This is a genomic window from Pseudomonas sp. AL 58 (assembly GCF_036348395.1).
Lineage (GTDB): Bacteria > Pseudomonadota > Gammaproteobacteria > Pseudomonadales > Pseudomonadaceae > Aquipseudomonas > Aquipseudomonas defluvii.
In genome coordinates, this window is record NZ_JAZBQR010000020.1 from 1 (window position 1) to 21,228 (window position 21,228).

General features: G+C 59.9%; 22 protein-coding genes and 1 pseudogene. 12 read left to right on the forward strand and 11 right to left on the reverse strand.

The genetic code is table 11. From position 1 onward, the window contains the following. Positions 1 to 151 precede the first annotated feature (151 nt). Both queD and UIA24_RS18730 read right to left on the reverse strand, forming a co-directional pair. Positions 152 to 508 carry a 6-carboxytetrahydropterin synthase QueD gene (gene queD / locus UIA24_RS18725; protein WP_083199754.1) on the reverse strand — a complete coding sequence of 119 codons (357 nt, stop codon included), beginning with the start codon at positions 506 to 508 and terminating at the stop codon, positions 152 to 154. A 50-nt stretch (positions 509 to 558) separates the two neighbouring features. Then, positions 559 to 1,641 (reverse strand): hypothetical protein, encoded by a 1,083-nt coding sequence (locus UIA24_RS18730; protein WP_102053082.1) that lies wholly within the window; start codon positions 1,639 to 1,641, stop codon positions 559 to 561. A gap of 155 nt (positions 1,642 to 1,796) precedes the next feature. On the opposite strand from UIA24_RS18730, the gene UIA24_RS18735 reads away from it, so the two are divergent. From UIA24_RS18735 to UIA24_RS18750, 4 genes are read left to right on the forward strand one after another with little or no spacing between them, the layout of a single operon-like run. Beyond that, a complete protein-coding gene (locus UIA24_RS18735) occupies positions 1,797 to 2,105 on the forward strand; it encodes a PepSY domain-containing protein (RefSeq protein ID WP_065758494.1) in 309 nt (102 codons plus the stop codon). Continuing rightward, positions 2,105 to 2,419 carry a PepSY domain-containing protein gene (locus UIA24_RS18740; RefSeq protein ID WP_102053081.1) on the forward strand — a complete coding sequence of 105 codons (315 nt, stop codon included), beginning with the start codon at positions 2,105 to 2,107 and terminating at the stop codon, positions 2,417 to 2,419. The genes UIA24_RS18735 and UIA24_RS18740 overlap by 1 nt, the downstream gene beginning before the upstream one ends. Beyond that, entirely contained in the window at positions 2,419 to 3,087 is a 669-nt protein-coding gene (locus tag UIA24_RS18745; RefSeq protein WP_065758496.1) for a response regulator transcription factor, read from the forward strand. Before UIA24_RS18740 ends, UIA24_RS18745 begins: the two co-directional genes overlap by 1 nt. Continuing rightward, positions 3,084 to 4,418, forward strand: a complete 1,335-nt coding sequence (locus tag UIA24_RS18750) for an ATP-binding protein (RefSeq protein WP_330523540.1) — start codon at positions 3,084 to 3,086, stop codon at positions 4,416 to 4,418. Before UIA24_RS18745 ends, UIA24_RS18750 begins: the two co-directional genes overlap by 4 nt. Before the next feature lie 29 nt (positions 4,419 to 4,447). Here UIA24_RS18750 and UIA24_RS23370 read toward each other — a convergent pair whose 3' ends face one another. Both UIA24_RS23370 and UIA24_RS23375 read right to left on the reverse strand, forming a co-directional pair. After that, positions 4,448 to 5,203, reverse strand: a complete 756-nt coding sequence (locus tag UIA24_RS23370) for a methyl-accepting chemotaxis protein (RefSeq protein ID WP_371917235.1) — start codon at positions 5,201 to 5,203, stop codon at positions 4,448 to 4,450. 102 nt (positions 5,204 to 5,305) lie between these two features. Further along, positions 5,306 to 6,595 (reverse strand): annotated as a pseudogene (locus UIA24_RS23375) (HAMP domain-containing protein); the annotation flags it as partial. Positions 6,596 to 6,849: 254 nt separating this feature from the next. On the opposite strand from UIA24_RS23375, the gene UIA24_RS18760 reads away from it, so the two are divergent. Next, the gene (locus tag UIA24_RS18760; protein WP_330523541.1) at positions 6,850 to 8,169 is read left to right on the forward strand and encodes a Na+/H+ antiporter family protein; all 1,320 of its coding nucleotides are present in this window, start codon (positions 6,850 to 6,852) and stop codon (positions 8,167 to 8,169) included. Positions 8,170 to 8,290: 121 nt separating this feature from the next. Here UIA24_RS18760 and UIA24_RS18765 read toward each other — a convergent pair whose 3' ends face one another. Further along, on the reverse strand, positions 8,291 to 10,060 hold the full coding sequence (locus UIA24_RS18765; RefSeq protein ID WP_330523542.1) for an acyl-CoA dehydrogenase C-terminal domain-containing protein: 1,770 nt from the start codon (positions 10,058 to 10,060) through the stop codon (positions 8,291 to 8,293). A gap of 32 nt (positions 10,061 to 10,092) precedes the next feature. Then, positions 10,093 to 11,715: an acyl-CoA synthetase gene (locus UIA24_RS18770; RefSeq protein WP_330523543.1), complete on the reverse strand. Its 1,623-nt coding sequence runs from the start codon at positions 11,713 to 11,715 to the stop codon at positions 10,093 to 10,095. A gap of 192 nt (positions 11,716 to 11,907) precedes the next feature. Between UIA24_RS18770 and UIA24_RS18775 the strand changes: the two genes are divergently transcribed. Both UIA24_RS18775 and UIA24_RS18780 read left to right on the forward strand, forming a co-directional pair. Next, positions 11,908 to 13,698, forward strand: coding sequence for a PAS domain S-box protein (locus tag UIA24_RS18775; RefSeq protein ID WP_099775302.1), 1,791 nt, complete (start codon positions 11,908 to 11,910; stop codon positions 13,696 to 13,698). Positions 13,699 to 13,711: 13 nt separating this feature from the next. Then, positions 13,712 to 14,344 (forward strand): response regulator transcription factor, encoded by a 633-nt coding sequence (locus UIA24_RS18780; RefSeq protein ID WP_065758503.1) that lies wholly within the window; start codon positions 13,712 to 13,714, stop codon positions 14,342 to 14,344. A gap of 27 nt (positions 14,345 to 14,371) precedes the next feature. On the opposite strand, the gene UIA24_RS18785 is transcribed toward UIA24_RS18780, so the two are convergent. Next, on the reverse strand, positions 14,372 to 14,692 hold the full coding sequence (locus UIA24_RS18785) for a DUF883 family protein (RefSeq protein ID WP_065758504.1): 321 nt from the start codon (positions 14,690 to 14,692) through the stop codon (positions 14,372 to 14,374). Between the two features lie 128 nt (positions 14,693 to 14,820). Between UIA24_RS18785 and UIA24_RS18790 the strand changes: the two genes are divergently transcribed. Beyond that, positions 14,821 to 15,075 (forward strand): hypothetical protein, encoded by a 255-nt coding sequence (locus tag UIA24_RS18790; protein ID WP_065758505.1) that lies wholly within the window; start codon positions 14,821 to 14,823, stop codon positions 15,073 to 15,075. A 41-nt stretch (positions 15,076 to 15,116) separates the two neighbouring features. On the opposite strand, the gene UIA24_RS18795 is transcribed toward UIA24_RS18790, so the two are convergent. Then, positions 15,117 to 15,593 carry an LEA type 2 family protein gene (locus UIA24_RS18795; protein WP_065758506.1) on the reverse strand — a complete coding sequence of 159 codons (477 nt, stop codon included), beginning with the start codon at positions 15,591 to 15,593 and terminating at the stop codon, positions 15,117 to 15,119. A gap of 153 nt (positions 15,594 to 15,746) precedes the next feature. On the opposite strand from UIA24_RS18795, the gene UIA24_RS18800 reads away from it, so the two are divergent. From UIA24_RS18800 to UIA24_RS18810, 3 genes are all read left to right on the forward strand, one after another. Beyond that, complete coding sequence (locus UIA24_RS18800; RefSeq protein WP_330523544.1) at positions 15,747 to 16,073, forward strand: hypothetical protein; 327 nt, start codon at positions 15,747 to 15,749, stop codon at positions 16,071 to 16,073. Positions 16,074 to 16,151: 78 nt separating this feature from the next. Further along, positions 16,152 to 17,270: a cell division protein ZapE gene (gene zapE / locus UIA24_RS18805; protein ID WP_330523545.1), complete on the forward strand. Its 1,119-nt coding sequence runs from the start codon at positions 16,152 to 16,154 to the stop codon at positions 17,268 to 17,270. 10 nt (positions 17,271 to 17,280) lie between these two features. Beyond that, a complete protein-coding gene (locus UIA24_RS18810; protein ID WP_330523546.1) occupies positions 17,281 to 17,862 on the forward strand; it encodes a DinB family protein in 582 nt (193 codons plus the stop codon). Between the two features lie 13 nt (positions 17,863 to 17,875). Here the strand turns inward: UIA24_RS18810 and UIA24_RS18815 are convergent, their stop codons facing one another. Further along, a complete protein-coding gene (locus tag UIA24_RS18815; RefSeq protein WP_065758510.1) occupies positions 17,876 to 18,310 on the reverse strand; it encodes a YqaA family protein in 435 nt (144 codons plus the stop codon). Between the two features lie 10 nt (positions 18,311 to 18,320). Beyond that, a complete protein-coding gene (locus UIA24_RS18820) occupies positions 18,321 to 18,749 on the reverse strand; it encodes a DUF411 domain-containing protein (protein ID WP_330523547.1) in 429 nt (142 codons plus the stop codon). 286 nt (positions 18,750 to 19,035) lie between these two features. On the opposite strand from UIA24_RS18820, the gene UIA24_RS18825 reads away from it, so the two are divergent. Next, positions 19,036 to 19,782 (forward strand): SDR family oxidoreductase, encoded by a 747-nt coding sequence (locus UIA24_RS18825; protein WP_102053070.1) that lies wholly within the window; start codon positions 19,036 to 19,038, stop codon positions 19,780 to 19,782. A gap of 12 nt (positions 19,783 to 19,794) precedes the next feature. Here the strand turns inward: UIA24_RS18825 and mapR are convergent, their stop codons facing one another. After that, entirely contained in the window at positions 19,795 to 21,204 is a 1,410-nt protein-coding gene (gene mapR, locus UIA24_RS18830; protein WP_065758555.1) for a GntR family transcriptional regulator MpaR, read from the reverse strand. Between the last annotated feature and the right edge of the window lie 24 nt (positions 21,205 to 21,228).

The window sequence follows — 21,228 nt, forward strand, 5'->3', positions numbered from 1 at the left end:
GTGAGAGTAGGTCATCGTCAAGATTAAATTCCGAAACCCCTATCTGCACATGCAGGTAGGGGTTTTGTCTTTGTGGCTTTGAAAAATTTCCGGTTTTTGCGGGCAAAAAAAACCACCCATCACGGGTGGTTTGCTGTTCGCTACGTGCGATTTAGTCGCCGTAATACTCGCAGCCGCTGGTGCAGGTTTCATGAATGCGGACCTTGGAAAGCTCCGGCAGCAACGGCTTGACCTGGTCCCAGATCCACTTAGCAATCACCTCGCTGGTAGGATTCTCCAGGCCAGGGATGTCGTTCAGGTAATTGTGGTCGAGCTGTTCATAGAGCGGCTTGAAGATCGCCTTGATCTCGGAAAAGTCGCGGATCCAGCCTGTATGAGGATCGAGAGGGCCGGTCAGGTGCAGTGCGACCTTGAACGAGTGGCCATGCAGGCGCCCGCACTTATGCCCGTCGGGTACGTGCGGCAGGCGGTGGGCGGATTCGAACGTGAATTCTTTGAAAATTTCCACGGTGTCTATAACTCTTAGAAGCGATGCTGGCGAGCAGTTTAACAGCAAGGCTAGTGCAGTGGTTGCAGACGCTCATGTAGCTTGCCGGTTTCTACCCATTCAAGAAACTCGTCACCCAGACGTTGGCTTTCAGCCATTGCCTTGTGCCAGTAGCGTTGTCGCGCAGTCGCATCACCGATGAAACGTTTGAAATCGCTGCGATCGGGTAATTTGCCGTATGGCAGGCTGGCCAGGTACTGCGCTGAAGGTGCCACTAACAGCACATTTTTCAGATGCTCGGCATTGCCTCGCCGCCAAGGCAGGGCTTTGTCGAACCAGCCAGGTACAACCTTATCAGTGAAGTGCGGGTACAGGACTATGTCGTCACCGTTGTAGGGTAAGTCGAGGTGGTAGTCGAGTAGGCCACCATCGCGAAAGGTCCCGCGGCCGACACCTGGTATGTCGCGTACACCTTCCATCACCATCGGAATCGAGCCAGAAGCCAGCAGGGCTTGGCGTAGATTGGTGGTACTCAGCGGCAGCAACCGTGACGGAAAGTCGTTCAGTGGCTGTAGAGGCGGAGTAAGGCGGGCATCATGGAGGATGATCCGTTCAAAATGCCGAGCCAAGCGCGAGCGCCCGAGTAGATTGTCGGCAATCACAGCGGATAGCCCTGCGCCCAATCGAGCGCGCTGATCGTGCGCGAGCAAGCCATGGCTCTTGACCAGCATGATATTCAGTCGATAGAGCGGATTGTCTAGGATCTGTGCATCGCGTCCTTCAAGCAGCGCATCAAGCATTCGATGACAACTCAGGCTGACGTCCTCCTGGGTTACACCTTTTGGAAAGTCCAGGGCTGTGTACAGCGCCCCTAGACGGCGTAGCGCTTGCGCAGGCTGGGGGAGGCAGGCACTGGCGAAGCGCCAGGAGCCAATAGAGGCGCCGATCAATGACCGTTCACGCGGGGCTGAAGGTAGCCATTGCCCGAACAATGCCAGATCAAGGCCCTGAATACCGAGTGCTTTTGGGCCACCCGCAGCGCCGGGCACGATGCCCACATCCGCTGCCTGCAAGGGGCGCTGACGTAACCTGGCAAAGGCTTGCGTGCCTGCTTTGAAGGTTAGCGCCGGATACTTGATATGGATCGCACTCATACGGACCTCGCAGTCAGAGGCGCTGATTATAGAGAACGCCAGGCATTAGCGGGGTAGTGCTGCGCTATCATGGGGCCAGCCATTTTCAGTTTGAATTAAGTCCAGTTCGTTATTCTGCTCCCCGTGGACAAGATTAACCTTTATGGAGATGCACTATGAAAACGTTGACTGCCCTGTTCGCCACCGCTGCCCTTGCCCTGACCGCCAACATTGCCATGGCGAAAGACCTGGGGCCGGACCAAGCGATGAAGCTGGTTCAGGAGAACAAGATTCAGTCCTTCGAGAAGCTCAATGCTGCCGCCTTGGCCAAGCACCCAGGTGCAACGGTGACGGACACTGAACTGGAAGACGCCTACGGCCGTTACATCTATAAGGTCGAACTGCGTGATGCCCAGAACGTAGAGTGGGATGTGGACCTGGATGCAACTACCGGTGCAGTCCTCAAGGACCATCAGGACAAGTGATGAAACACGTTTCTCGAACGGGCTTGGCGCTGCTGCTCATACTTTCAGCGTACTGTGCGCAAGTGCTGGCCCGTGACCTTGATCAGGATGAAGCCCTGCATTTACGTCAGCAGGGCGTCATCCTGCCGCTCGAGCAGTTGATGCAACAAGCCCTGGGCCGACATCCCGGGGCGAGGCTGTTGGAGGCCGAGCTGGAGGAGAAACACAACCAGTATGTCTATGAAGTGGAATTGCTGACCACCGAAGGTGTCGTGCGTGAAATCAAACTCGATGCGGCCTCCGGTGCGCTGCTCAAAGATGAGGAAGACGACTGATGCGTTTGCTACTGGTCGAGGACAATGTTCCGCTGGCCGATGAGCTGACTGCGGGTCTACAGCGTCAGGGCTACGCAGTCGATTGGCTGGCTGACGGGCGTGATGCGGTGTATCAAGGCGCGAGCGAGCCCTATGACGCGATCATTCTGGACCTTGGCCTACCCGGGCTGCCTGGGCTTGAGGTTCTGGCACAGTGGCGTTCCGGCGGGCTGGCTACGCCTGTGCTGATCCTGACGGCCCGCGATTCCTGGGCTGAGCGTATTGAAGGGCTCAAGGCTGGAGCCGATGATTACCTGACCAAGCCTTTTCACCCCGAAGAACTGCAACTGCGCATTCAGTCGTTGTTGCGTCGTGCGCGTGGCCTGGCCAACCAGCCAAAGCTGGAGTCGGCGGGTTTGCACCTGGATGAAGGTCGCCAGTGCGTGACGCGCAATGGTGAAGACGTGCAACTGACTGCGGCTGAGTTTCGGTTGTTACGCTACTTTATGCTGCACCCTCAGCAGATCCTTTCGAAGAGCCACCTGGCTGAGCACCTCTACGATGGTGAAACCGAGCGCGACTCCAATGTTCTGGAGGTTCATGTCAATCACCTGCGTCGCAAGCTCGGTCGCAGTGTGATCGAAACCCGCCGTGGCCAAGGCTACCGCTTCGGTGGAGTGGGGCAGTGAAGTCGATTCAGGCGCGTTTGAGCCTCGGCCTGGTTGGCGTACTGGTCGTCGTGGGGCTGGTACTGGCTCAGTTGAGTTTGTGGTTGTTCGAGGTCGGGCTGCAACGCTACCTGGAAACCGGGTTGCGCAAAGAGAGTGAGAACCTTCTGGTTGCATTGGGGCGCGGCCAGTCCGGCCTGGATCTGGATGAGCGACGGGTATCCTCTGCATACAAACGGCCATTTTCCGGCTATTACTTCCGCGTTGATTTTGAGGGCGGCAGCTGGCGTTCCCGTTCCCTGTGGGACATGGACATGCCCATGCCGAAAACCCCAGGCTTGCACGCGGGGCTGCAGCTTGGCCCTGAGGGGCAGCAGCTGCTGGTGCTGCGTGCAGACTATCGGCGCCTGGGCCAACTGATCTCCATCAGCGTGGCGCAAGACTATACCCCCGTACGCGATGGCTTTCGGCGCATGCAGCAGATCGGATTGGGAATGGGGCTGATAGCCCTGTTGCTGATCCTGATACTTCAGCGAATAACCGTTACCCGATCCCTGCGACCTCTGGAGCGTACGCGCGAACAGATTGCCCAGCTCCAGCAGGGCAAGCGCTCTCAGCTCGATACGCAAGTGCCGACAGAGCTGGAGCCTCTGGTTGCGCAGATCAACCACCTGCTGGCCCACACTGAAGACAGCCTCAGGCGTTCACGAAATGCCTTGGGAAACCTTGGGCATGCACTCAAGACGCCCCTCGCGGTGTTGCTCAGCCTGGCCTCCAGCGAGAAGCTCAACGATCACCCCGAAATCCGTGAACAGTTGCGTGAGCAACTTGAGCAGATTCAGCAACGGTTGGGGCGGGAACTGAACCGTGCGAGGTTGGCAGGTGATGCCTTGCCAGGGGCTCAGTTCGATTGTGATGCCGAACTGCCAGGGCTGCTTTCAACCTTGAACATGATTCATGGCCAGGCGCTTATCCTCAACCATGTCTCGGCGCCGGGCCTGCTCTTGCCCTGGGACCGTGAAGACTTGTTGGAGCTCCTCGGCAACCTTCTGGATAACGCCTGCAAGTGGGCTTTCGCAGAGGTGTGCGTCACTATTCAGGAGTGTGCCGAGGGTTATGTGCTGTGGGTCGACGACGATGGCCCGGGTATCGCGGAACATTTGCGTGATGAGGTGTTAAACCGCGGTGCTCGGTTGGACGAGCAGGTCGATGGTCATGGCCTGGGGTTGGGCATTGTGCGCGATATCGTCGACGCCTGGGGCGGGCGCATGAGCTTGCAGGACAGTCCCATGGGAGGATTGCGTGTCAGTATTGAGTTGCCACGCCAAGGCAAGCGGCAGGTCGCCCCGTAGCGGCTGGGCAGCCGCTACGGGGTAGGTTGTCACACCCGGAACTGATCCATCAGGCCTTGCTGCTGGTTGGCCAGGCTGTTGAGTGACTGGCTGACCCGTGCCGACTCATTGGCCTGACCGGCCAACGATTCGGTAACGTCGCGAATGGTTGCGACGTTGTTGTTGATCTCTTCGGCCACCGCACTTTGCTCCTCGGCCGCGCTGGCAATCTGCAGGTTCATGTCGGTGATGACCGTGACGGCATCACCGATCTGGCGCAGGGCGATGACGGCTTGGCTGACGTGTTCGACGCTGCCCTGGGCCTGGCGGTGGCTGCTGTCCATCGCGCCCACGACGTCATGCGTACCGGCCTGGAGCTGCTCGATGACCTGACGGGTTTCTTCGACCGACTCCTGCGTGCGTCGCGCCAGGTTGCGCACTTCATCGGCGACAACGGCGAAGCCGCGACCGGCTTCACCCGCCCGGGCCGCCTCGATGGCCGCGTTCAGGGCCAGCAGGTTGGTCTGCTCGGCGATCGAGCGAATCACTTCCAGCACCGAGCCAATCTTTTCACTGTTTTCGGCCAGGCCTTCGACTTGGCGCATGGCAGAGCTCATATCGGCCGCCAGGGTGTCGATGCTGCTGGTTGTTAGGTCGATAACTGCCAGGCCCTGGCGGGTGGCCTGATCCGCCTCGCGGGCCGCTTGAGCGGCTTGTGCTGCGCTGCGAGCGACGTCCTGCGCGGTGGCACTCATCTCGTGGGAGGCGGTAGCCACCTGGTCGACCTGGCGGTACTGCTGTTCCATGCCGGCACTGGTCTGGCTGGCAATCGCCGAAGACTGGTCGGCAGTATTACGGGCTGCCTGAACCGACTGTTTGACCTCTGCAATGGTCGGCTGCAACTTGTCCAGGAAACGGTTGAACCAACCGGCCAACTCACCCAGCTCGTCACGTTTGTCGTAGTTCAGGCGGCGGGTCAGGTCGCCTTCGCCACTGGCAATGTCCTTGAGCATCGCTGCAACACCGAGGATAGGGCGGGTGACGCTGCGGGCCATCAACCAGACGAGTAGCAGGCCCACCAGTGCCGCCAGCAGGCCAAGCCCCAGCTCGATCAAGGTGCCGCTGGTGTTGCGTTGATCCAGCTCCGCTTTAAGTGCTTCGGCCGGGCCTGTCAGTGCGCTTTCAGGCACATCCAGTAATACGCCCCATGACTTGGCGCCTGGGATGGGGGCAAACGACGCCAGTACCTTCAAGCGGTTGTTGTGGTGGATGCTGTGCATGGCGCTGGTATCGGCCAGCAGGCGAACCAGTTCGGCGCCGTTGGCGCTGTCGACCTGTTCAAAGCGCTGGGCCAGTTTGCTCGCGTCAGGGCTGTAGCCTGCCAACAGGCCGACAGGGCTGAGGATCCCGACCTGGGTACGGCCTTCATACAGGCTGCGGCTGGCTTGCTGGCTGAGCCCTTGCAGGCTGTTGAGATTGATGTCGACTGAGAGAGAGGCAACGACCTTGTCGGCCACGATCAGCGGGTAGACGATGCTGGTCATCAGCACCTGTTGACCGTTGATCTCATAAAAGTACGGTTCAACCACGCACGGTTGGCGAGTGCTGCGTGGGCAGGCGAACCAGGTGTTGGCGGGTTCCCCGCTCGGGCCGACGCTGGTGTCGTTGATGTCATGTTCGGGCAATGCCATGGACACCAGATTGCCTGGTGTTGGCTGTGACCAGTACAGCGCAAAACGACCTGTTTCGTTACTGCCCAAGTCCTTCTGGCCAATGAACAGCGCGTCTTTGTTATCCAGTGCATTGGGGTCGAAGACGAGCGACAGGCCCAGCAGTTCGGGGTTTGCCTGCAATGCCGAGCGCACTTGGCGGGTCATGTCTTCACGCAGGTCGAACGCATCCAGGAAGCGCTTTTCGGACTGCTCGCGCAGGAACAGGACCTGGCGGGCGAAACCGGCACCGTACTGGTAGGCGTCCATGAATTGACGACGGATGCTTGAGGCCTGGACTTCGCCCTGAGACTCGATGCGAGCCTGGGCAGCTTCAGTCAGCATCTGCATGCTGCTGGCCTTGACCAGGTCGGAGTTGTGTTCCATGCGGTACAACGAAAGTCCTACCAGCAGGGTGACAATGCTCGCGAGGCAAAGTCCGGCCAGCAGGGTGATTTTCCATTGAATGGAAAGTTGTCTGAGCGACATGGCGAAGTCCTTTGAATCAAAAATGATTGAGGCTATCGACTGTAACGGCCGCCAATACTGTTTCTTTATTTAAACGCTCAATTGAAAAGCGTCATTTTCGGATGTTCAGGCGACCCCGTTCGGGGCCCCTGCTTTGACAAGGCGGGGTGTCTGCTTCAGAGTGTGCGCCCTCCATAAAAATACTAATTCGTTCGGCCGGGCCATCCCGTTGCCGAAGCGCACGCTTTTTGTCTGGTTTTCAAGAGGTCTCTGGAATGAATGCAGTAATTGCCGGGGTCGGCATCATGCTGATATTGAGCCTGTCCCGCGTGCATGTGGTGATTGCGCTGATCATCGGTGCCTTGGCCGGCGGGCTGGCAGGTGGTCTTGGTATCGAGGGCACCTTGAAGGCGTTCAACGGTGGCCTGGGCGGTGGTGCAACGGTAGCACTGTCTTATGCATTGCTCGGGGCCTTTGCCGTGGCCATTGCCAAGTCGGGGTTGGCGCACGCACTGGCAGACAGGGCGCTGGCAATGTTCGATCAACAGCGTGGCAATGAAGGCGGCAAGGTCAAATGGCTGCTGATTTCACTGCTACTGGTGGTGGCCATTTCTTCCCAGAACATTCTGCCGATCCATATCGCGTTTATTCCACTGCTGGTGCCGCCACTGTTGTATGTGCTGACCCGGTTGTCGATTGATCGTCGGTTGGTGGCCTGCGTCATGACCTTTGGCTTGATCACGCCCTACATGTTCCTGCCTGTTGGTTTCGGCAACATTTTCCTTAATGAAATTCTGTTGGCGAATGTCAGCCGCAGCGGTGTGGATGTGAGTGGCGTCAACGTGACCCATGCCATGGCCATTCCGGCGGCGGGCATGCTTTTTGGCCTGTTGCTGGCGGTGTTCTTCAGCTATCGAAAAAAACGCGCCTATGACCTGGAAAAGATCGAGCAGGTCGAGCAGGTCGCAGTACGTTACAACCCGCTGACACTGCTGGTAGCCGGCTGTGCCATCGCTGCCGCGTTCATTATCCAGCTATGGCTGGACTCAATGATCATCGGTGCCATGGCCGGTTTCCTGATTTTCTCGCTGTCGGGCATTGTCCGCTGGAAGGAGACTGACGGCCTGTTTACCGAAGGCATGAAAATGATGGCCATGATTGGTTTCATCATGATTGCGGCGTCGGGTTTTGCCGAGGTAATGAAGGCCACAGGCGAGGTGAAAACACTGGTCGAGGCATCGGCGGTCTGGATCGATCACAGCAAAGGGGTCGGTGCATTGCTGATGCTGCTGGTTGGGCTGCTGGTCACCATGGGCATCGGCTCGTCGTTTTCGACCGTACCGATCCTGGCGGCGATCTTCGTCCCTCTGTGCGTGCAGTTGGGCTTCGATCCTGTGGCTACCGTGTGCATCGTTGGCACCGCTGGCGCGCTGGGTGATGCCGGTTCGCCGGCGTCGGATTCGACCTTGGGGCCAACCTCCGGGTTGAACGTCGATGGGCAGCATCACCATATCTGGGACACGGTGGTTCCAACCTTTATTCACTACAATTTGCCGCTGTTGGCCTTTGGCTGGGTGGCGGCCATGGTGCTGTAGGTCGAACGCGACGGACCATCATTCTTGCGCGTGATACAGCGGGCAATCAAATGGACGTCTCTTTCAGACAAGACAACGGGGCCTTGGTACCTGCGCACCAAGGCCCCGTTGGTGGCCCGCCTTAGAACTGCTCGGCGGACAGCGTGTAGAGCGTCGTGCTGCCAGCGCGAATGCTGGCGTGCAGCGAGAGCACGCGTGGCAGCAGGCGCTCAAAGTAGAACGCTGCGGTGGCGAGCTTGGCCTGATAGAAGGCCGGATCCTGCGCACGGTTCTCGTGTGCGGTGGCTGCCATTCGCGACCACATGTAGGCGTAGGCTACATAGCCAAACATATGCAGGTATTCAACCGAAGCAGCACCCACCGCATTCGGGTCCTTGACGGCCTGCTGGCAAAGCCACTGGCTGGTACTTTCCAGTTGGGCCAAGGCTTGCAGCAATGGCTCGCTGAACGGTGCTGCGGTTTCGCAGAAGGCGCGGATTTCCCGGGCGAAGATCGCCAGCGACTGGCCGCCATCGGCAACTACCTTGCGACCGAGCAGGTCCAGTGCCTGGATGCCGTTGGTCCCCTCGTAGATTTGTGCGATCCGCACATCACGTACCAGCTGTTCCTGGCCCCACTCGCGGATATAGCCGTGCCCACCAAACACTTGTTGGCCCAGCACGCAGCTTTCCAGGCCAGTGTCGGTGAAGAACGCCTTGGCTACGGGAGTCAGCAGTGCGACCAGGCGCTGTGCAGAATCACACTCGGCGGCGTCTTCACCGTATTTGCTGATGTCCAGTTGCTGGCCGACGTAGGTGGCGAAGGCGCGACCACCTTCGGTCAGTGCGCGCATGGTCAGCAGCATGCGCCGTACATCCGGGTGAACGATGATCGGGTCGGCAATCTTGTCTTTCGCCTGCGGGCCTCCGGCGGCGCGGCTTTGCAGACGGTCGCGGGCGTAGGTGGCGGCATTCTGGTATGAGGCTTCGGCGCAGCCGATGCCCTGGATACCGATGGACAGACGCTCGTAATTCATCATGGTGAACATGGCGGCCAGGCCACGGTTTTCTTCACCGACAAGGTAACCAATCGCGCCGTCGAAGTTCATGACGCAGGTCGCGGAGGCCTTGATGCCCATCTTGTGCTCTACCGAGCCACAACTGACGGCGTTGGTTGCACCCAGGCTGCCATCCGCGTTAACCATGCGTTTGGGCACCAGGAACAGTGAGATGCCTTTCGGCCCAGCCGGGGCATCGGGCAACTTGGCCAGTACCAGGTGAACGATATTCTCGGTCAGGTCCTGATCGCCACCGGTGATGAAGATCTTGGTGCCGCTGATGGCGTAGCTGCCATCAGCCTGAGGTTCAGCCTTGCTGCGGATGATGCCCAGGTCAGTACCGGCATGAGGCTCGGTCAGGCACATGGTGCCAGCCCATTCGCCGCTGTAGAGCGGCGGCAGGTAGGTGGCTTTCAAGGCTTCGCTGGCGTGAGCGTCAATGGCCAGGCAGCAACCGGCACTCAAGGCCGAGTAAAGGCTGAAACTGCAGTTGGCGGCATACAGCATTTCCTCAAACTGCACGGCCAGCATCTTTGGCATGCCCATGCCGCCATACGCCGGGTTCCCGGCCAGGCCTACCCAGCCGCCATCGCGGTAGGTCTGCCAGGCTTCCTTGAAGCCTTGCGGTGTGGTCACAGCGCCTGCCTCGAAGCCGACACCCTCTTCATCGCCACTGCGGTTGAGCGGGGCAATCAACTGGCCGGTAATCTTCGCCGCCTCCTCAAGGATCGCATCGGCAGTCTCTGCATCGACCGCGCCGGCCAGTGCTGGCAGGCGGGCCCAAAGGGCAGGGCCCTGGAAAACCTCATGAAGGACGAAGCGCATGTCGCGCAGTGGTGCATTGAACTCAGGCATCGCGGGTCTCGCAGAAATCGGGTGGGTAGGGATCAGAGCGCTTTTGCCCAGTCACGCAGCAAGTACTTTTGAATCTTGCCGGTTGAGGTTTTTGGCAGCTCACTGAAAATCACCGTCTTCGGCAATTTGAAACCGGCCAGGTGCTCGCGGCAGAAGGCGATGATCTCGTCTTCGGTGGTGTCCTGGCAGTGGCCTTTCAGCGTGATGTAGGCGCACGGGGTTTCACCCCATTTTTCATCGGGACGAGCGACCACCGCGGCTTCAAGTACCGAAGGGTGGCGGTACAGCGTGTCTTCAACCTCGATGGTCGAGATGTTCTCGCCGCCCGAGATAATGATGTCTTTCAACCGGTCCTTGATCTCAACATAGCCGTCCGGGTGCCAGACGGCGAGGTCGCCGGTGTGGAACCAGTCGCCACGGAACGCCTCAGCAGTGGCAGTCGGGTTTTTCAGGTAGCCTTTCATGACGGTGTTGCCGCGCATGAAGATCTCGCCGATGGTGTTGCCATCGCGCGGTACAGGCTCCAGGGTTTGTGGGTCGGCGACCATCAGGCCTTCAAGCGTGACGTAGCGAACGCCCTGGCGTGACTTGATGCGGGCGCGCTCATACAGTGGCTTTTCGTCCCACTCGCTATGCCAGGCACATACGGTGACCGGGCCATACACTTCAGTCAGGCCGTAGACGTGGGTCACCTTGATGCCCATTTCCTCGACCGCGCCAATCACTTTGGCCGGTGGCGCAGCGCCGGCAACCATGGCATTGACGGGGTGGTCAATGGCGGCTTTGGCCGTGTCGGGCATGTTGATCAGTGCGTTGAGCACAATAGGTGCACCGCACAGGTGAGTGACCTGATGCTCGCGAATCATGGTCAGGATTTTCTGTGGGTCTACCCGGCGCAGGAATACATGGGTGCCGGCCAGGGCAGTGACGATCCACGGATAGCACCAACCGTTGCAGTGGAACATCGGCAGGGTCCAGAGGTAGACCGGGTGGTTGCCCATTGCCCAGGTGATCTGGTTGCCCAGCGAGTTCAGGTAGGCGCCCCGATGGTGGTAAACCACGCCTTTGGGGTTGCCGGTAGTACCGGATGTGTAGTTGAGCGAGATGGCCTGCCATTCGTCTTCCGGCCAGGTCCAGTCGTAGTCCGGGTCGCCTTCAGCGAGGAAGGCCTCGTAATCCAGCGTACTGACCGCACAGCCTTCGCCATACTCCGGGTCATCAACGTCAATGACCAGTGGTGGGTTCTTCAGCAGGGCCAGTGCTGCAGTGATCACCGAGTGGAACTCGCGGTCGGTGATCAGTACCTTGGCTTCGCCATGCTCAAGCATGAACGCGATGGCCTCGTGATCCAGGCGCACGTTAAGGGTGTTCAGTACGGCGCCGATCATTGGCACGCCGAAGTGTGCCTCCAGCATTGCCGGAATGTTGGGCAGCATGACGGCAACGGTGTCGCCTTTTCCGATGCCACGGCCGGCCAGAGCGCTGGCAAGGCGTCGGCACCGGGCATACGTGTCTTGCCAGTTACGGCGGATCGAGCCATGGATGACGGCAGGATATTGCCCATAGACAGCGGCCGTGCGCTCGATGAAACTCAGGGGAGTAAGGGCAGTGTGATTGACAGAGGCGGGCGCGAGGCCTTGTTCGTAGATCGACATGACAGTGTCCTGTGCAGGAGGCAGCCGCGCTTGGCGAACTGAAACCCCCGTTGGCTGATTGTTAGCTCTGATCAGGTTTCTACAGCGAGATCGTGGCCCGCTGGGTGTCGCATTTTTTACTCGAAACGCCATAGTATATGGAAGCTAGACTATAGCAATATGGTACTTATACTATAAAAAACGGACCTATTCTTGACGCTATCGACGACTGCCTTGTTTGCCAAGGACCCGCAGCCTACGCTCATACTCGATGCGGCGGCGCGGCTGCTCAGCGCTAATCCGGCGTTTGAGGCGCTGGCCCTGGGGCGCTCCCCGGCGACGGTGCTGCCCTCCAACTACGCCGCCTTGATCCAGGCCTGCCTGTTTCAGGATCGGGCTATTGCCGAGGTAGAAGCGCAGGTTGGCGAGCGTATTCTGCTATGGACGCTGATCCCTTCAGATGATTGCCGTCAGGTGATCGCCCGCTGCCGTGACGCGACCGCCGAGCGCCAGAGTGTGCGCGATGCCAGCCAGGCTCGACGGCTCTATCGGCTGATTACCGAGAACACTACCGACCTGATTTCTCGGCACACGCCCGATGGGTGTTTCCTTGATGCGTCGCCGGCATCCTACCGTTTGCTCGGTTACTGGCCTGAAGAGCTGCGTGGTGTTGCCGTGCAGAGCCTGTTTCATCCTCATGACTGCTTGCAGTCGCTACCCCAGGCTGGCGAGGCACTGGAGCAGGATGGTTATCAGACCATGACCTGTCGTGTCCGCCACCGGGATGGCCATTACCGATGGTTTGAGATTGCCAGCCGGGCGATCCGGGAAACCTACACCGGCGCGGTGGTGGAAGTGATCAGTGTTTCCCGTGAGATTACCCTTCGGGTTGAGGCTCAGGAGAACTTGCGACGACTGGCCGAGGTGGTAGAAGCCAACACGGATCTGGTGTTGTTTACCGACCCGGCGGGGCAACTCACCTACCTTAATCGTTCGGCACGGCGTGCACTGGGGCTGGTTGAACAGCAGGCGGCACCGGGCCTTCGTGATGTGCTCGATGATGAGGCCGTGCAGCGCCTGGATGCTGAAGGTTGGCAACAGGCCGAACGCGAGGGCGTCTGGCAGTGCGAAGCGACCTTCAAGCCTTGCGGCGGCGGCAGCCTGTTTCCGGTGTCGCTGGTACTGTTGGCTCATCGTGCCAACGGCGGTGAGCGCTATTACTCGCTGGTGGCGCGGGACATGACGGAGCGCGAACTGCGCGAAGCTCAGCAGCGTCGACATCAGGACGAACTGGCGCATACTGCGCGCTTGGTCACCCTGGGTGAGCTGGCGTCGGGGATCGCCCATGAGATCAACCAGCCGCTGGCCGCCGTGGTGAATTACGCCAGTGCCAGTCAGCGCTATCTGCAGACACTGGAGCACGACCCCAAGGCTGTGCAGCGTGTAGCCCAGGGCTTGCAGCGGATCAATGAACAGGCCACTCATGCGGCTGAAGTGATCAAGCGCCTGCGTGCCTTTTTGCGCAAGGAGCCGCGCCGCCTGCAAGCCTTGCATATCGCCGAGGTTGCCCGTGAAGCCGTGCGCTTGTGTGCGTGGGAAGCCAATCAAGCACAGGTGACGATCGACCAGCGTATGGCGCACAATCTGCCGCCGGTTTACGCCGACCGCATCCTCCTTGAGCAGGTCTTGCTCAATCTGCTGCGCAATGCGTTCGAGGCTAACCGCGAGCAACAGCCCGGGCGGCCTTCTCGTGTGCTGCTGAGTGCTGTACTAGAGGCAGGGTGGTTGACGATCCGGGTGTGCGACCAGGGGCCGGGTGTGGCTGCGGAGCGGCTCGACGGCATCTTCACCCCGTTCAATACCAGCAAGCCGGAGGGGCTTGGCTTGGGTTTGAGCATGAGCCGCAGTATCGTCGAGGGTTTTGGTGGAACGCTGCAGGCCAGTCCGGGCGATGGCGGCGGATTGATTCTGTGTTGTCGGCTGGCGCCGGCAGCTACTGTCTGAACAAGAGGTCTTGATGCAGGAACCGAAGGTTTACGTGGTCGATGACGATCAGGGCATGCTCGATTCCACGGTCTGGCTGTTGGAGTCGGTGGGCCTTCAGGCATTGCCGTTCACCAGTGGCCAGGCCTTTCTGGATGCCTGTGACGCGTGTCTGCCAGCGTGTGTGCTGCTTGATGTGCGAATGCCAGGTATGGGCGGGCTAAGCGTGCAGGAAGCGTTGCGGGCGCGTGGGCTCGATTTGCCCATCATCTTTCTCAGCGGTCATGCCGATGTGCCGATCGTGGTACGAGCCTTCAAGGCCGGGGCCTGTGATTTTATCGAAAAGCCCTATAACGATCAGTTGTTGCTGGACAGCGTTCAAGATGCCCTGGGGCGCTCTCACCGGGCGCAGGCTGGCAGCAGTCAGCGTGATGCGGTGCAGGCACGCATTGACAGCCTTACCCCGCGTGAACGTGATGTGTTCCTGCCGTTGGTGCAAGGGTTTACCAACCGGGAAATTGCTGAGCAGTTGGCTGTCAGTGTGAAGACGGTCGACTTGTACCGCTCTCGAGTCATGAAGCGTATGCAGGCCGAACACCTGCCGGAGTTGGTGGGCATGGCGATTGCCTGCGCACAGGTCGACCCGCTGCAACTGCGCGGGCCCTGACGGTCGCGCAGTTGTTGCTTGCAGGCGTTAACCGCGACGTCCCAGCAGCAGGCCGACGATCAGGCCGACCCCGGCCGAAATCGCTACGGTCTGCCAAGGGTGGCCACCGATGTAGGTTTCAGTCGCTTCGACGACCGGTTTCGCACGCTCACCGACAGCGTTCATCGCATGGCGCGCCTGCTTGAGTTTCTGGCCGACCTGGGTTCGCAAGGTCTCGGCCTCTTCGCCAACCAGCGTGGCGCTGTCTCTCAGCAGCCTTTCCGATTCTTCAATCAGCGCCTGCAACTCACTGAAGGCCTGATCCTTGATCTGCTCGGTATCGGCTTGCACAGTGATTTTCCTGGCCATGAACGCTTCCTCTATTTTGGTGAACATTGATCGATGGATGCTGGCGTCGCGGAAAGTTGCAGGGGTTTGGCCGACGCCAGCGGCTACAGTGTAAGATAACGCCCATTTTCAAGCGGTAGGAAGTCCTCATGAGTTTCAATCTGGCCAACAAGAGTTTTGCCGAACGGGCACAGATCGAAGACGAGAAGTCCCGGCTGTTCGAACTCTGGCAGACCAGCCTGGGCAAAGCCAAGGGCGAGGCTGCACGACTGATCGGCGAAAAGCCACGCCGCAAGGGCAAGTGGGCCGAGTGGGTGCGCACGGAGCTGGACGGCATGTCCCCGCCCGAATACGCCAACATGGTGCGCAGTGAAGTCAACAAGCTGATGGCTGCGTCACGCTGACATTGGTGACAGCCGTCTCTACAACCTTGCAAAGCCTGCGGCTACCAGACACTGCTTGTGGGTTCTGGCAGGTTCAGGCGCCCGCGGTTGGTAAAGCGCACGGTACCCTGTGGCCCGCTGGCCAGTTTGCCGCGTAACTCATACGGCAGGCCATCGAGGCTGCGCGCCTGACCTAATCCATACGCCTGGCGCAGCATGGAAAAGGCGGTGATGCTTACCGGTACCACCAGTATGTCCTCGCTGTAGCGAGCAACGCTGCCGCGCTGATTGCTGACCCCGGCTGCCAGTGGTTGACCATTGACCTCAAGGTTCAGGGCGATGCCGTTGTAGTTGATAGGGGTTTCGTTGGGGTTCTGGATACGCAGCTTGACGGCCATGCGCAGTTCAAGCTCTTGTCCCGGTAGCGGTTCGATACCGATGACGCTGATGTTTACCGGGTCACGCCCCTGAAACAGCGCGCACGCGCTCAAGGCCAGGATCAGCAGCACGCTCAAGGTTTGACGCAAGGTACGGAACATGGGCAGTCCTCGGTAATAGGGCACAGGCTCAGTGTGGCAAATACACCGGGGTGGTGGTAGTCGATGTGAACAGCAAACCACAGGTTTGTCGCTGAACCTGTAGTGTTCCGAGCTATCCAACGATTGGGCTCAACGCGTTGTGGAGGTGATTCGATGAACACATCATGGCTAGGCGTGCAGGTGCTTGGCTTGAGTCTGTTTCTGGCGGCAACCGCGCAGGCGCAACCGGCTGCTCCGTTGTACCTGGCTGCACAACCCGATAATCCTTACAACAGCCCGATCCGTAGAGCCAACCCGAACAGCCGACAAGGTAGCGTGCCGGCCATGCCGCCAGTTCCTGGGCCGTCTACCCAACCCAATCCGCGCCCGCCGACCCTGGAAAACCGGGGCATCGGTAATGGCGATAACCTGCGCCGGGAACAGCAGGTGCCGAATCTGGAGCCTTCGCGTCCGCCACGCGACTCCAGGCGTGTACCGTAACTGCACTGAGGGCAGGGGAAGGCTGGCGCTCAGGCACTGCACGGCGGTAGGCTTGGCGTTTTGCCTGAGACGCTCCTGATGTCTGGCTTCAGCGAAGCTTCACCGTTGCAGTTCTACCAACAGGCGGTCGCCTGTAACGGCTTTGTCGCCGATGCAGCCCAACTGCAGGCGGCGACAGCCCTGCAAGCCTGTTTCGACGCTGTAGAACAGGGTGCGTCAGCACGTGGCGTCTACCTGTGGGGGCCGGTGGGGCGTGGCAAAACCTGGCTGATGGACCAGTTTCATCGCAGCCTGAAGCAGCCGGCACGGCGCCAGCATTTTCACCACTTCATGCGTTGGGTGCACCAGCGTCTGTTCCAGCTCAACGGTACGGCTGATCCGCTACGGGCCTTGGCGCGCGCCTTGGCTGACGAGATCCGGGTGCTCTGCTTCGACGAGTTGTTCGTCAACGATATTGGTGATGCGATCATTCTGGGTGGACTGTTCCAGGTGCTGTTCGATGAGGGGGTAGTCATCGTTGCCACCTCTAACCAGCCACCGCAGCAGCTCTACCATGATGGCTTCAACCGTGAGCGCTTTCTGCCGGCCATCGCGGCGATCGAGCAGCATATGCAGGTCGTCGCTGTGGACGGCGGGCAGGATCACCGCCTGCACCCTGGGGTGGCCAAACAGCGCTATTGGGTGCGCCAGCCTGGCGAGAGCAGTGTACTGGGGGCGGTGTTTGCGAGCCTTTGTGGTGATGCCCAATGGTCAGCCGAACCCCTGCGCGTAGAGCACCGCAGCGTGCAGGTAGTGCAACGCAGCGACCAGGTGCTCTGGTGTCGCTACGCCGACTTGTGCGAGCAGCCGATGGCCGCGCCGGAGTTCATGGCCTTGTGCGACCGCTTCCAGACGATTCTGCTTGGCGAGGTGCCTGCCCTCGGCGCGGCTCAGCGCCCGGCAAAAATTGCCCGGGGTACTGAGGACGGGGTTGAGCGGGTTGCTGCAGGTGACCGCGAGTTGCCACAGTTATCGGTACAGGATGATGGTGTGCGGCGCTTCATTGCATTGGTCGATGAATGTTACGACCGTCGGGTGGCGTTGTACCTGGAGGCGCAGGTACCGCTGGAAGCGCTCTACACTCAAGGGTATCTCGAGTTCCCGTTCCGGCGTACGTTGAGTCGCTTGCGGGAGATGCAACTGCAACGCTTCTGTTGAGGAGCCGATCATGGCCGAGCCACTGTCGCACCACCTGCTGACCATGGCCTACAACAATGCCTGGGCCAATCACCGCTTGTACAAAGCCTGTCAGCAATTGACTCAGGATGATTTCGTCGCGCCACGCTGCGGTTTTTTTCCATCGATCAAGGCAACGCTTGAGCACATTCTGCAGGTCGACTCGTTCTACCTTCAGGCCTTGGAGCGTGAGCACCGTGGCGAGCCGCCGGACATCGAGGCAGAAGGGCTCTTCGAACCACTGGAGGCGTTTGAGAGCTGTGACCAGTTGCAGCGCGAGCAGGCGCAGGTCGATCATCGGCTGATCGCCTACTGCAGCCAGTTGCACGATCATCAATTGCAGCGTGAAGTCAGTATCGTGCGGCCTGATCGTGTGCAGTGTGAGCAGCGCTTGCGTCTGCTGGCGCACCTGTTTCAGCACCAGATCCACCACCGTGGCCAGGTGCACGCCATGCTTGCCGAAACCGAAGTGCCGCCGCCGCAACTCGATGAGTTTTTCTGTGCGCAGGAGTCTGAGCTAAGGGCTCAGGACTTTGCCGAACTGGGCTGGACAGAGGAGCAGATCTGGGGCTAGTGCGGTGCCAGTATCAACGGTGTATCCAGCCAAGGGTGAGCAGCGCAAGTATCAGGTAGCGACCACCCTTGGCCACACTGACGAGTAACAGGAAGCGCCAGAACGGCTCGCGCATTACCCCGGCAATCAGGGTTAGCGGGTCGCCGATCACCGGCATCCAGCTCAGCAACAGCGACCATTGACCGTAACGTTGGTAGCGCTGCTGGGCCTTGTCCAGTTGCTCGGGCTTGAACGGAAACCAGCGTTTGTCGCGTAGCTGTTCGATACCGCGGCCCAGCAACCAGTTGACGATCGAACCCAGCACATTACCGAGTGTGGCAATCAGTAGCAGGCTGAGCACCGCATCGGGCTCGCCAATCAGCAAACCCACCAATACGGCTTCGGACTGCATGGGCAGCAGCGTCGCTGCCGCAAAAGCACTGAGAAACAGCCCCCAGTGGCTGAGCATGAACACGCGATCAGTACGTAGCGACCACTTCGTCAGTGCCGTCCTTGGTCAGGCCGATGACCTGGTAGGCGTCTTTGTGGTCTCCCATTTCCATGCCGGGTGACCCCATTGGCATGCCTGGGACGGCCAGGCCTTTCAGGTCGGAGCGCTTGGCCAGCAGTTTGACCTGTTCGGCGGGTACGTGGCCCTCGACGAACTTGCCGTCGATCACACCGGTGTGGCATGAGGCCAGGCGGGGGGCAACGCCCAGGCGTTCCTTGACCGCGCTCATGTTCGGCTCGACATGGTCATTGACTGTGAAACCGTTGTCACGCAGGTGGCTGATCCATTCCTTGCAGCAACCGCAGTTGGGGTCGCGGTAGACATCAATGGTCTGGCCGGCTTGAGTCAGGGTGCTGAAGGCCAGCAGGCCAAACAGGGCGATTTTCTTGGTCAGCATGGTTAATCTCCAGATCCAGACGCTGGTGTGTCACGTGTGTTCGAGTGCCCAGCGGTTAGCCGGCAGAATAGCGGAATTGGCGTTCAGGTGCAGCGTGGCCTGTTGCCGCTGGCTCATCCCCCGGTGTGGCGAAGCGGGAGACAGCGATCACGCTGAGGGCTCGATTCTAGCCCGTTTGGCCTGTCAGAAAGCTGAGCGTTGGATTACAGGTTTGTAAGGTGTTGTCAGCGGCCTGATCGGGGCGTTAGCCTTAATTAAGCAAAGGTTATTTGGGCAAGGGGTTTTCATGCAGCAAGTCATCGTCATAACCGGCGCAAGCCGTGGCATCGGTGCCGCTACCGCACGTCTTGCGGCGCTTCAGGGCTATCGGGTTTGCATCAACTATCACGCCGACGATGAGGCCGCCGAGCGTGTGTTGGCTGAGGTCCGTGAGTTGGGTGCCGAGGCGATTGCCGTTCGCGCCGATGTCAGTGTCGAAGATGAAGTCATTCAGTTGTTTCATCGGGTCGACAGTGAGTTGGGGCGGGTGACGGCGCTGGTCAACAACGCCGGGACCATCGGGCACACCAGCCGGCTTGAGGACATGTCCGAGTTCCGTCTGCTCAAGCTGATGAAGACCAATGTGGTGGGGCCGATGCTCTGCGCCAAACACGCGCTGCAGCGTATGTCGACCCGCCATGGCGGGCTGGGAGGCAGTATCGTGAACGTATCTTCGGTGGCCGCCCGGCTCGGTTCGCCCAACGAGTATGTCGATTATGCCGCCTCCAAAGGTGCGCTCGACACGTTTACCGTGGGGCTGGCCAAGGAAGTCGCGAGTGAAGGTGTGCGGGTCAACGCCGTGCGTCCTGGCTACATTCACACCGATTTCCACGCGCTCAGTGGCGACCCGGACCGGGTCAGTACGCTGGAGGCCAGCCTCCCCATGGGGCGCGGCGGGCGGGCCGAAGAAGTGGCCGAGGCCATTATCTGGTTGCTGTCGGACAAGGCCTCCTATTCCACCGGCAGTTTTATCGAGTTGGGGGGTGGGCGCTGACGCGCCTGCAGATCAGAACGAGCGGACGATTCGCCCCAGTGTCTCCATGGCCTTTTCCGATTGCTCGGTCCAAGGGCTGCCGTAGTTCAATCGTATGCAGTTACGAAAGCGCTGAGTGGCTGAGAAAATCGGCCCCGGCGCAATGCTGATACCTTGTGCCAAGGCCATCTGAAAGAGCTTCAGGGAGTCCATCTGCTCCGGCAATTCCAGCCACAGGAAGTACCCTCCATCCGGGTGGCTGACCCGCGTTTGTGCCGGGAAATGCCGGGCAATGGCCGCGAGCATGGCGCTCTGCTGTTCTTCCAGGGCATAGCGCAGTTTGCGCAGGTGGCGGTCATAGCCGCCGTGCTGCAGGTAGTCGGCAATGGCTGCCTGCGCCGGCATTGAGGCGCACAGCGAGGTCATCAGCTTGAGCCGTTCGATCTTCTGGGCGTAGCGTCCGGCGGCCACCCAGCCGATGCGATACCCCGGTGCCAGGCTTTTGGAGAAGGAGCCGCAGTGCATCACCAGGCCATCGGTGTCGAATGCCTTGGCCGGTTTCGGTGCCTGTTGGGCATAGTAGAGTTCGGCGTAGACGTCATCTTCAATCAGTGGCACCTGATGCTGACGCAGCAGTTCCACCAACTGTTTCTTCTTTTCCTCCGGCATGCTGGCGCCCACCGGGTTCTGGAAATTGGTCATGCACCAGCAGGCTTTTACCGGATGCCGCTCCAGTGTCTGGGCGAGGACGCCAAGGTCGATGCCTTCGCGTGGGTGAACGGGAATTTCCACGGCCTTGAGTTTCAACCGTTCAAGAATCTGCAGGCAGGCGTAGAACGCCGGCGCCTCGATCGCTACCAGATCGCCGGGTTCGGTGACGGCTTGCAGGCACAGGTTCAGCGCCTCCAGGGCGCCGTTGGTGATCAGCAGCTCCTCCATCGGCAACATCAAACCGCCGACCATATAGCGCAGAGCTATCTGCCGCCGCAGTTGCGGGTTGCCTGGCGACAGGTCGGTGACCACCATGCGTGGGTCCATTTCCCGGCTGGCGCTGGCCAGCGAGCGGGCCAGGCGCGGCAGAGGGAACAGGTTCGGGCTTGGGAAGGCCGAGCCGAAGGCGACGGTTTGTGGGTCTTTGATCGAGTCGAGGATGGAGAACACCAGTTCGCTGACGTCAACTTCGGTGGACTCGGTGGCCTGCTCGATGATCTGCGGCTCATTGAACTGGCGTGGCGCGTGGGCATTAACGAAATAGCCGGAACGTGGTCGAGCGCGGATCAGCCCGCGACGCTCCAGCAGGTAGTACGCCTGGAACACCGTGGACGGGCTGACGCCGTGGGTCTGGCTGGCATAGCGCACCGACGGTACCCGCTGGCCAGGGCCGAGCACCCCGGAACGGATCAGTTCGGCAATATCGTCGGCGAATTTCTCGTAGCGTTTCATCATGGCTCGGCAGGTTCTGGGTAC

Coding starts and splice junctions, on each gene's coding strand:
- UIA24_RS18730 (WP_102053082.1), bottom strand. CDS start 1,641: ATGAGTGCGATCCATATCAAGTATCCGGCGCTAACCTTCAAAGCAGGC.
- UIA24_RS18735 (WP_065758494.1), top strand. CDS start 1,797: ATGAAAACGTTGACTGCCCTGTTCGCCACCGCTGCCCTTGCCCTGACC.
- UIA24_RS18740 (WP_102053081.1), top strand. CDS start 2,105: ATGAAACACGTTTCTCGAACGGGCTTGGCGCTGCTGCTCATACTTTCA.
- UIA24_RS18745 (WP_065758496.1), top strand. CDS start 2,419: ATGCGTTTGCTACTGGTCGAGGACAATGTTCCGCTGGCCGATGAGCTG.
- UIA24_RS23370 (WP_371917235.1), bottom strand. CDS start 5,203: ATGGAACAGCAGTACCGCCAGGTCGACCAGGTGGCTACCGCCTCCCAC.
- UIA24_RS18760 (WP_330523541.1), top strand. CDS start 6,850: ATGAATGCAGTAATTGCCGGGGTCGGCATCATGCTGATATTGAGCCTG.
- UIA24_RS18765 (WP_330523542.1), bottom strand. CDS start 10,060: ATGCCTGAGTTCAATGCACCACTGCGCGACATGCGCTTCGTCCTTCAT.
- UIA24_RS18770 (WP_330523543.1), bottom strand. CDS start 11,715: ATGTCGATCTACGAACAAGGCCTCGCGCCCGCCTCTGTCAATCACACT.
- UIA24_RS18780 (WP_065758503.1), top strand. CDS start 13,712: ATGCAGGAACCGAAGGTTTACGTGGTCGATGACGATCAGGGCATGCTC.
- UIA24_RS18785 (WP_065758504.1), bottom strand. CDS start 14,692: ATGGCCAGGAAAATCACTGTGCAAGCCGATACCGAGCAGATCAAGGAT.
- UIA24_RS18790 (WP_065758505.1), top strand. CDS start 14,821: ATGAGTTTCAATCTGGCCAACAAGAGTTTTGCCGAACGGGCACAGATC.
- UIA24_RS18795 (WP_065758506.1), bottom strand. CDS start 15,593: ATGTTCCGTACCTTGCGTCAAACCTTGAGCGTGCTGCTGATCCTGGCC.
- UIA24_RS18800 (WP_330523544.1), top strand. CDS start 15,747: ATGAACACATCATGGCTAGGCGTGCAGGTGCTTGGCTTGAGTCTGTTT.
- zapE (WP_330523545.1), top strand. CDS start 16,152: ATGTCTGGCTTCAGCGAAGCTTCACCGTTGCAGTTCTACCAACAGGCG.
- UIA24_RS18810 (WP_330523546.1), top strand. CDS start 17,281: ATGGCCGAGCCACTGTCGCACCACCTGCTGACCATGGCCTACAACAAT.
- UIA24_RS18815 (WP_065758510.1), bottom strand. CDS start 18,310: ATGCTCAGCCACTGGGGGCTGTTTCTCAGTGCTTTTGCGGCAGCGACG.
- UIA24_RS18820 (WP_330523547.1), bottom strand. CDS start 18,749: ATGCTGACCAAGAAAATCGCCCTGTTTGGCCTGCTGGCCTTCAGCACC.
- UIA24_RS18825 (WP_102053070.1), top strand. CDS start 19,036: ATGCAGCAAGTCATCGTCATAACCGGCGCAAGCCGTGGCATCGGTGCC.
- mapR (WP_065758555.1), bottom strand. CDS start 21,204: ATGAAACGCTACGAGAAATTCGCCGACGATATTGCCGAACTGATCCGT.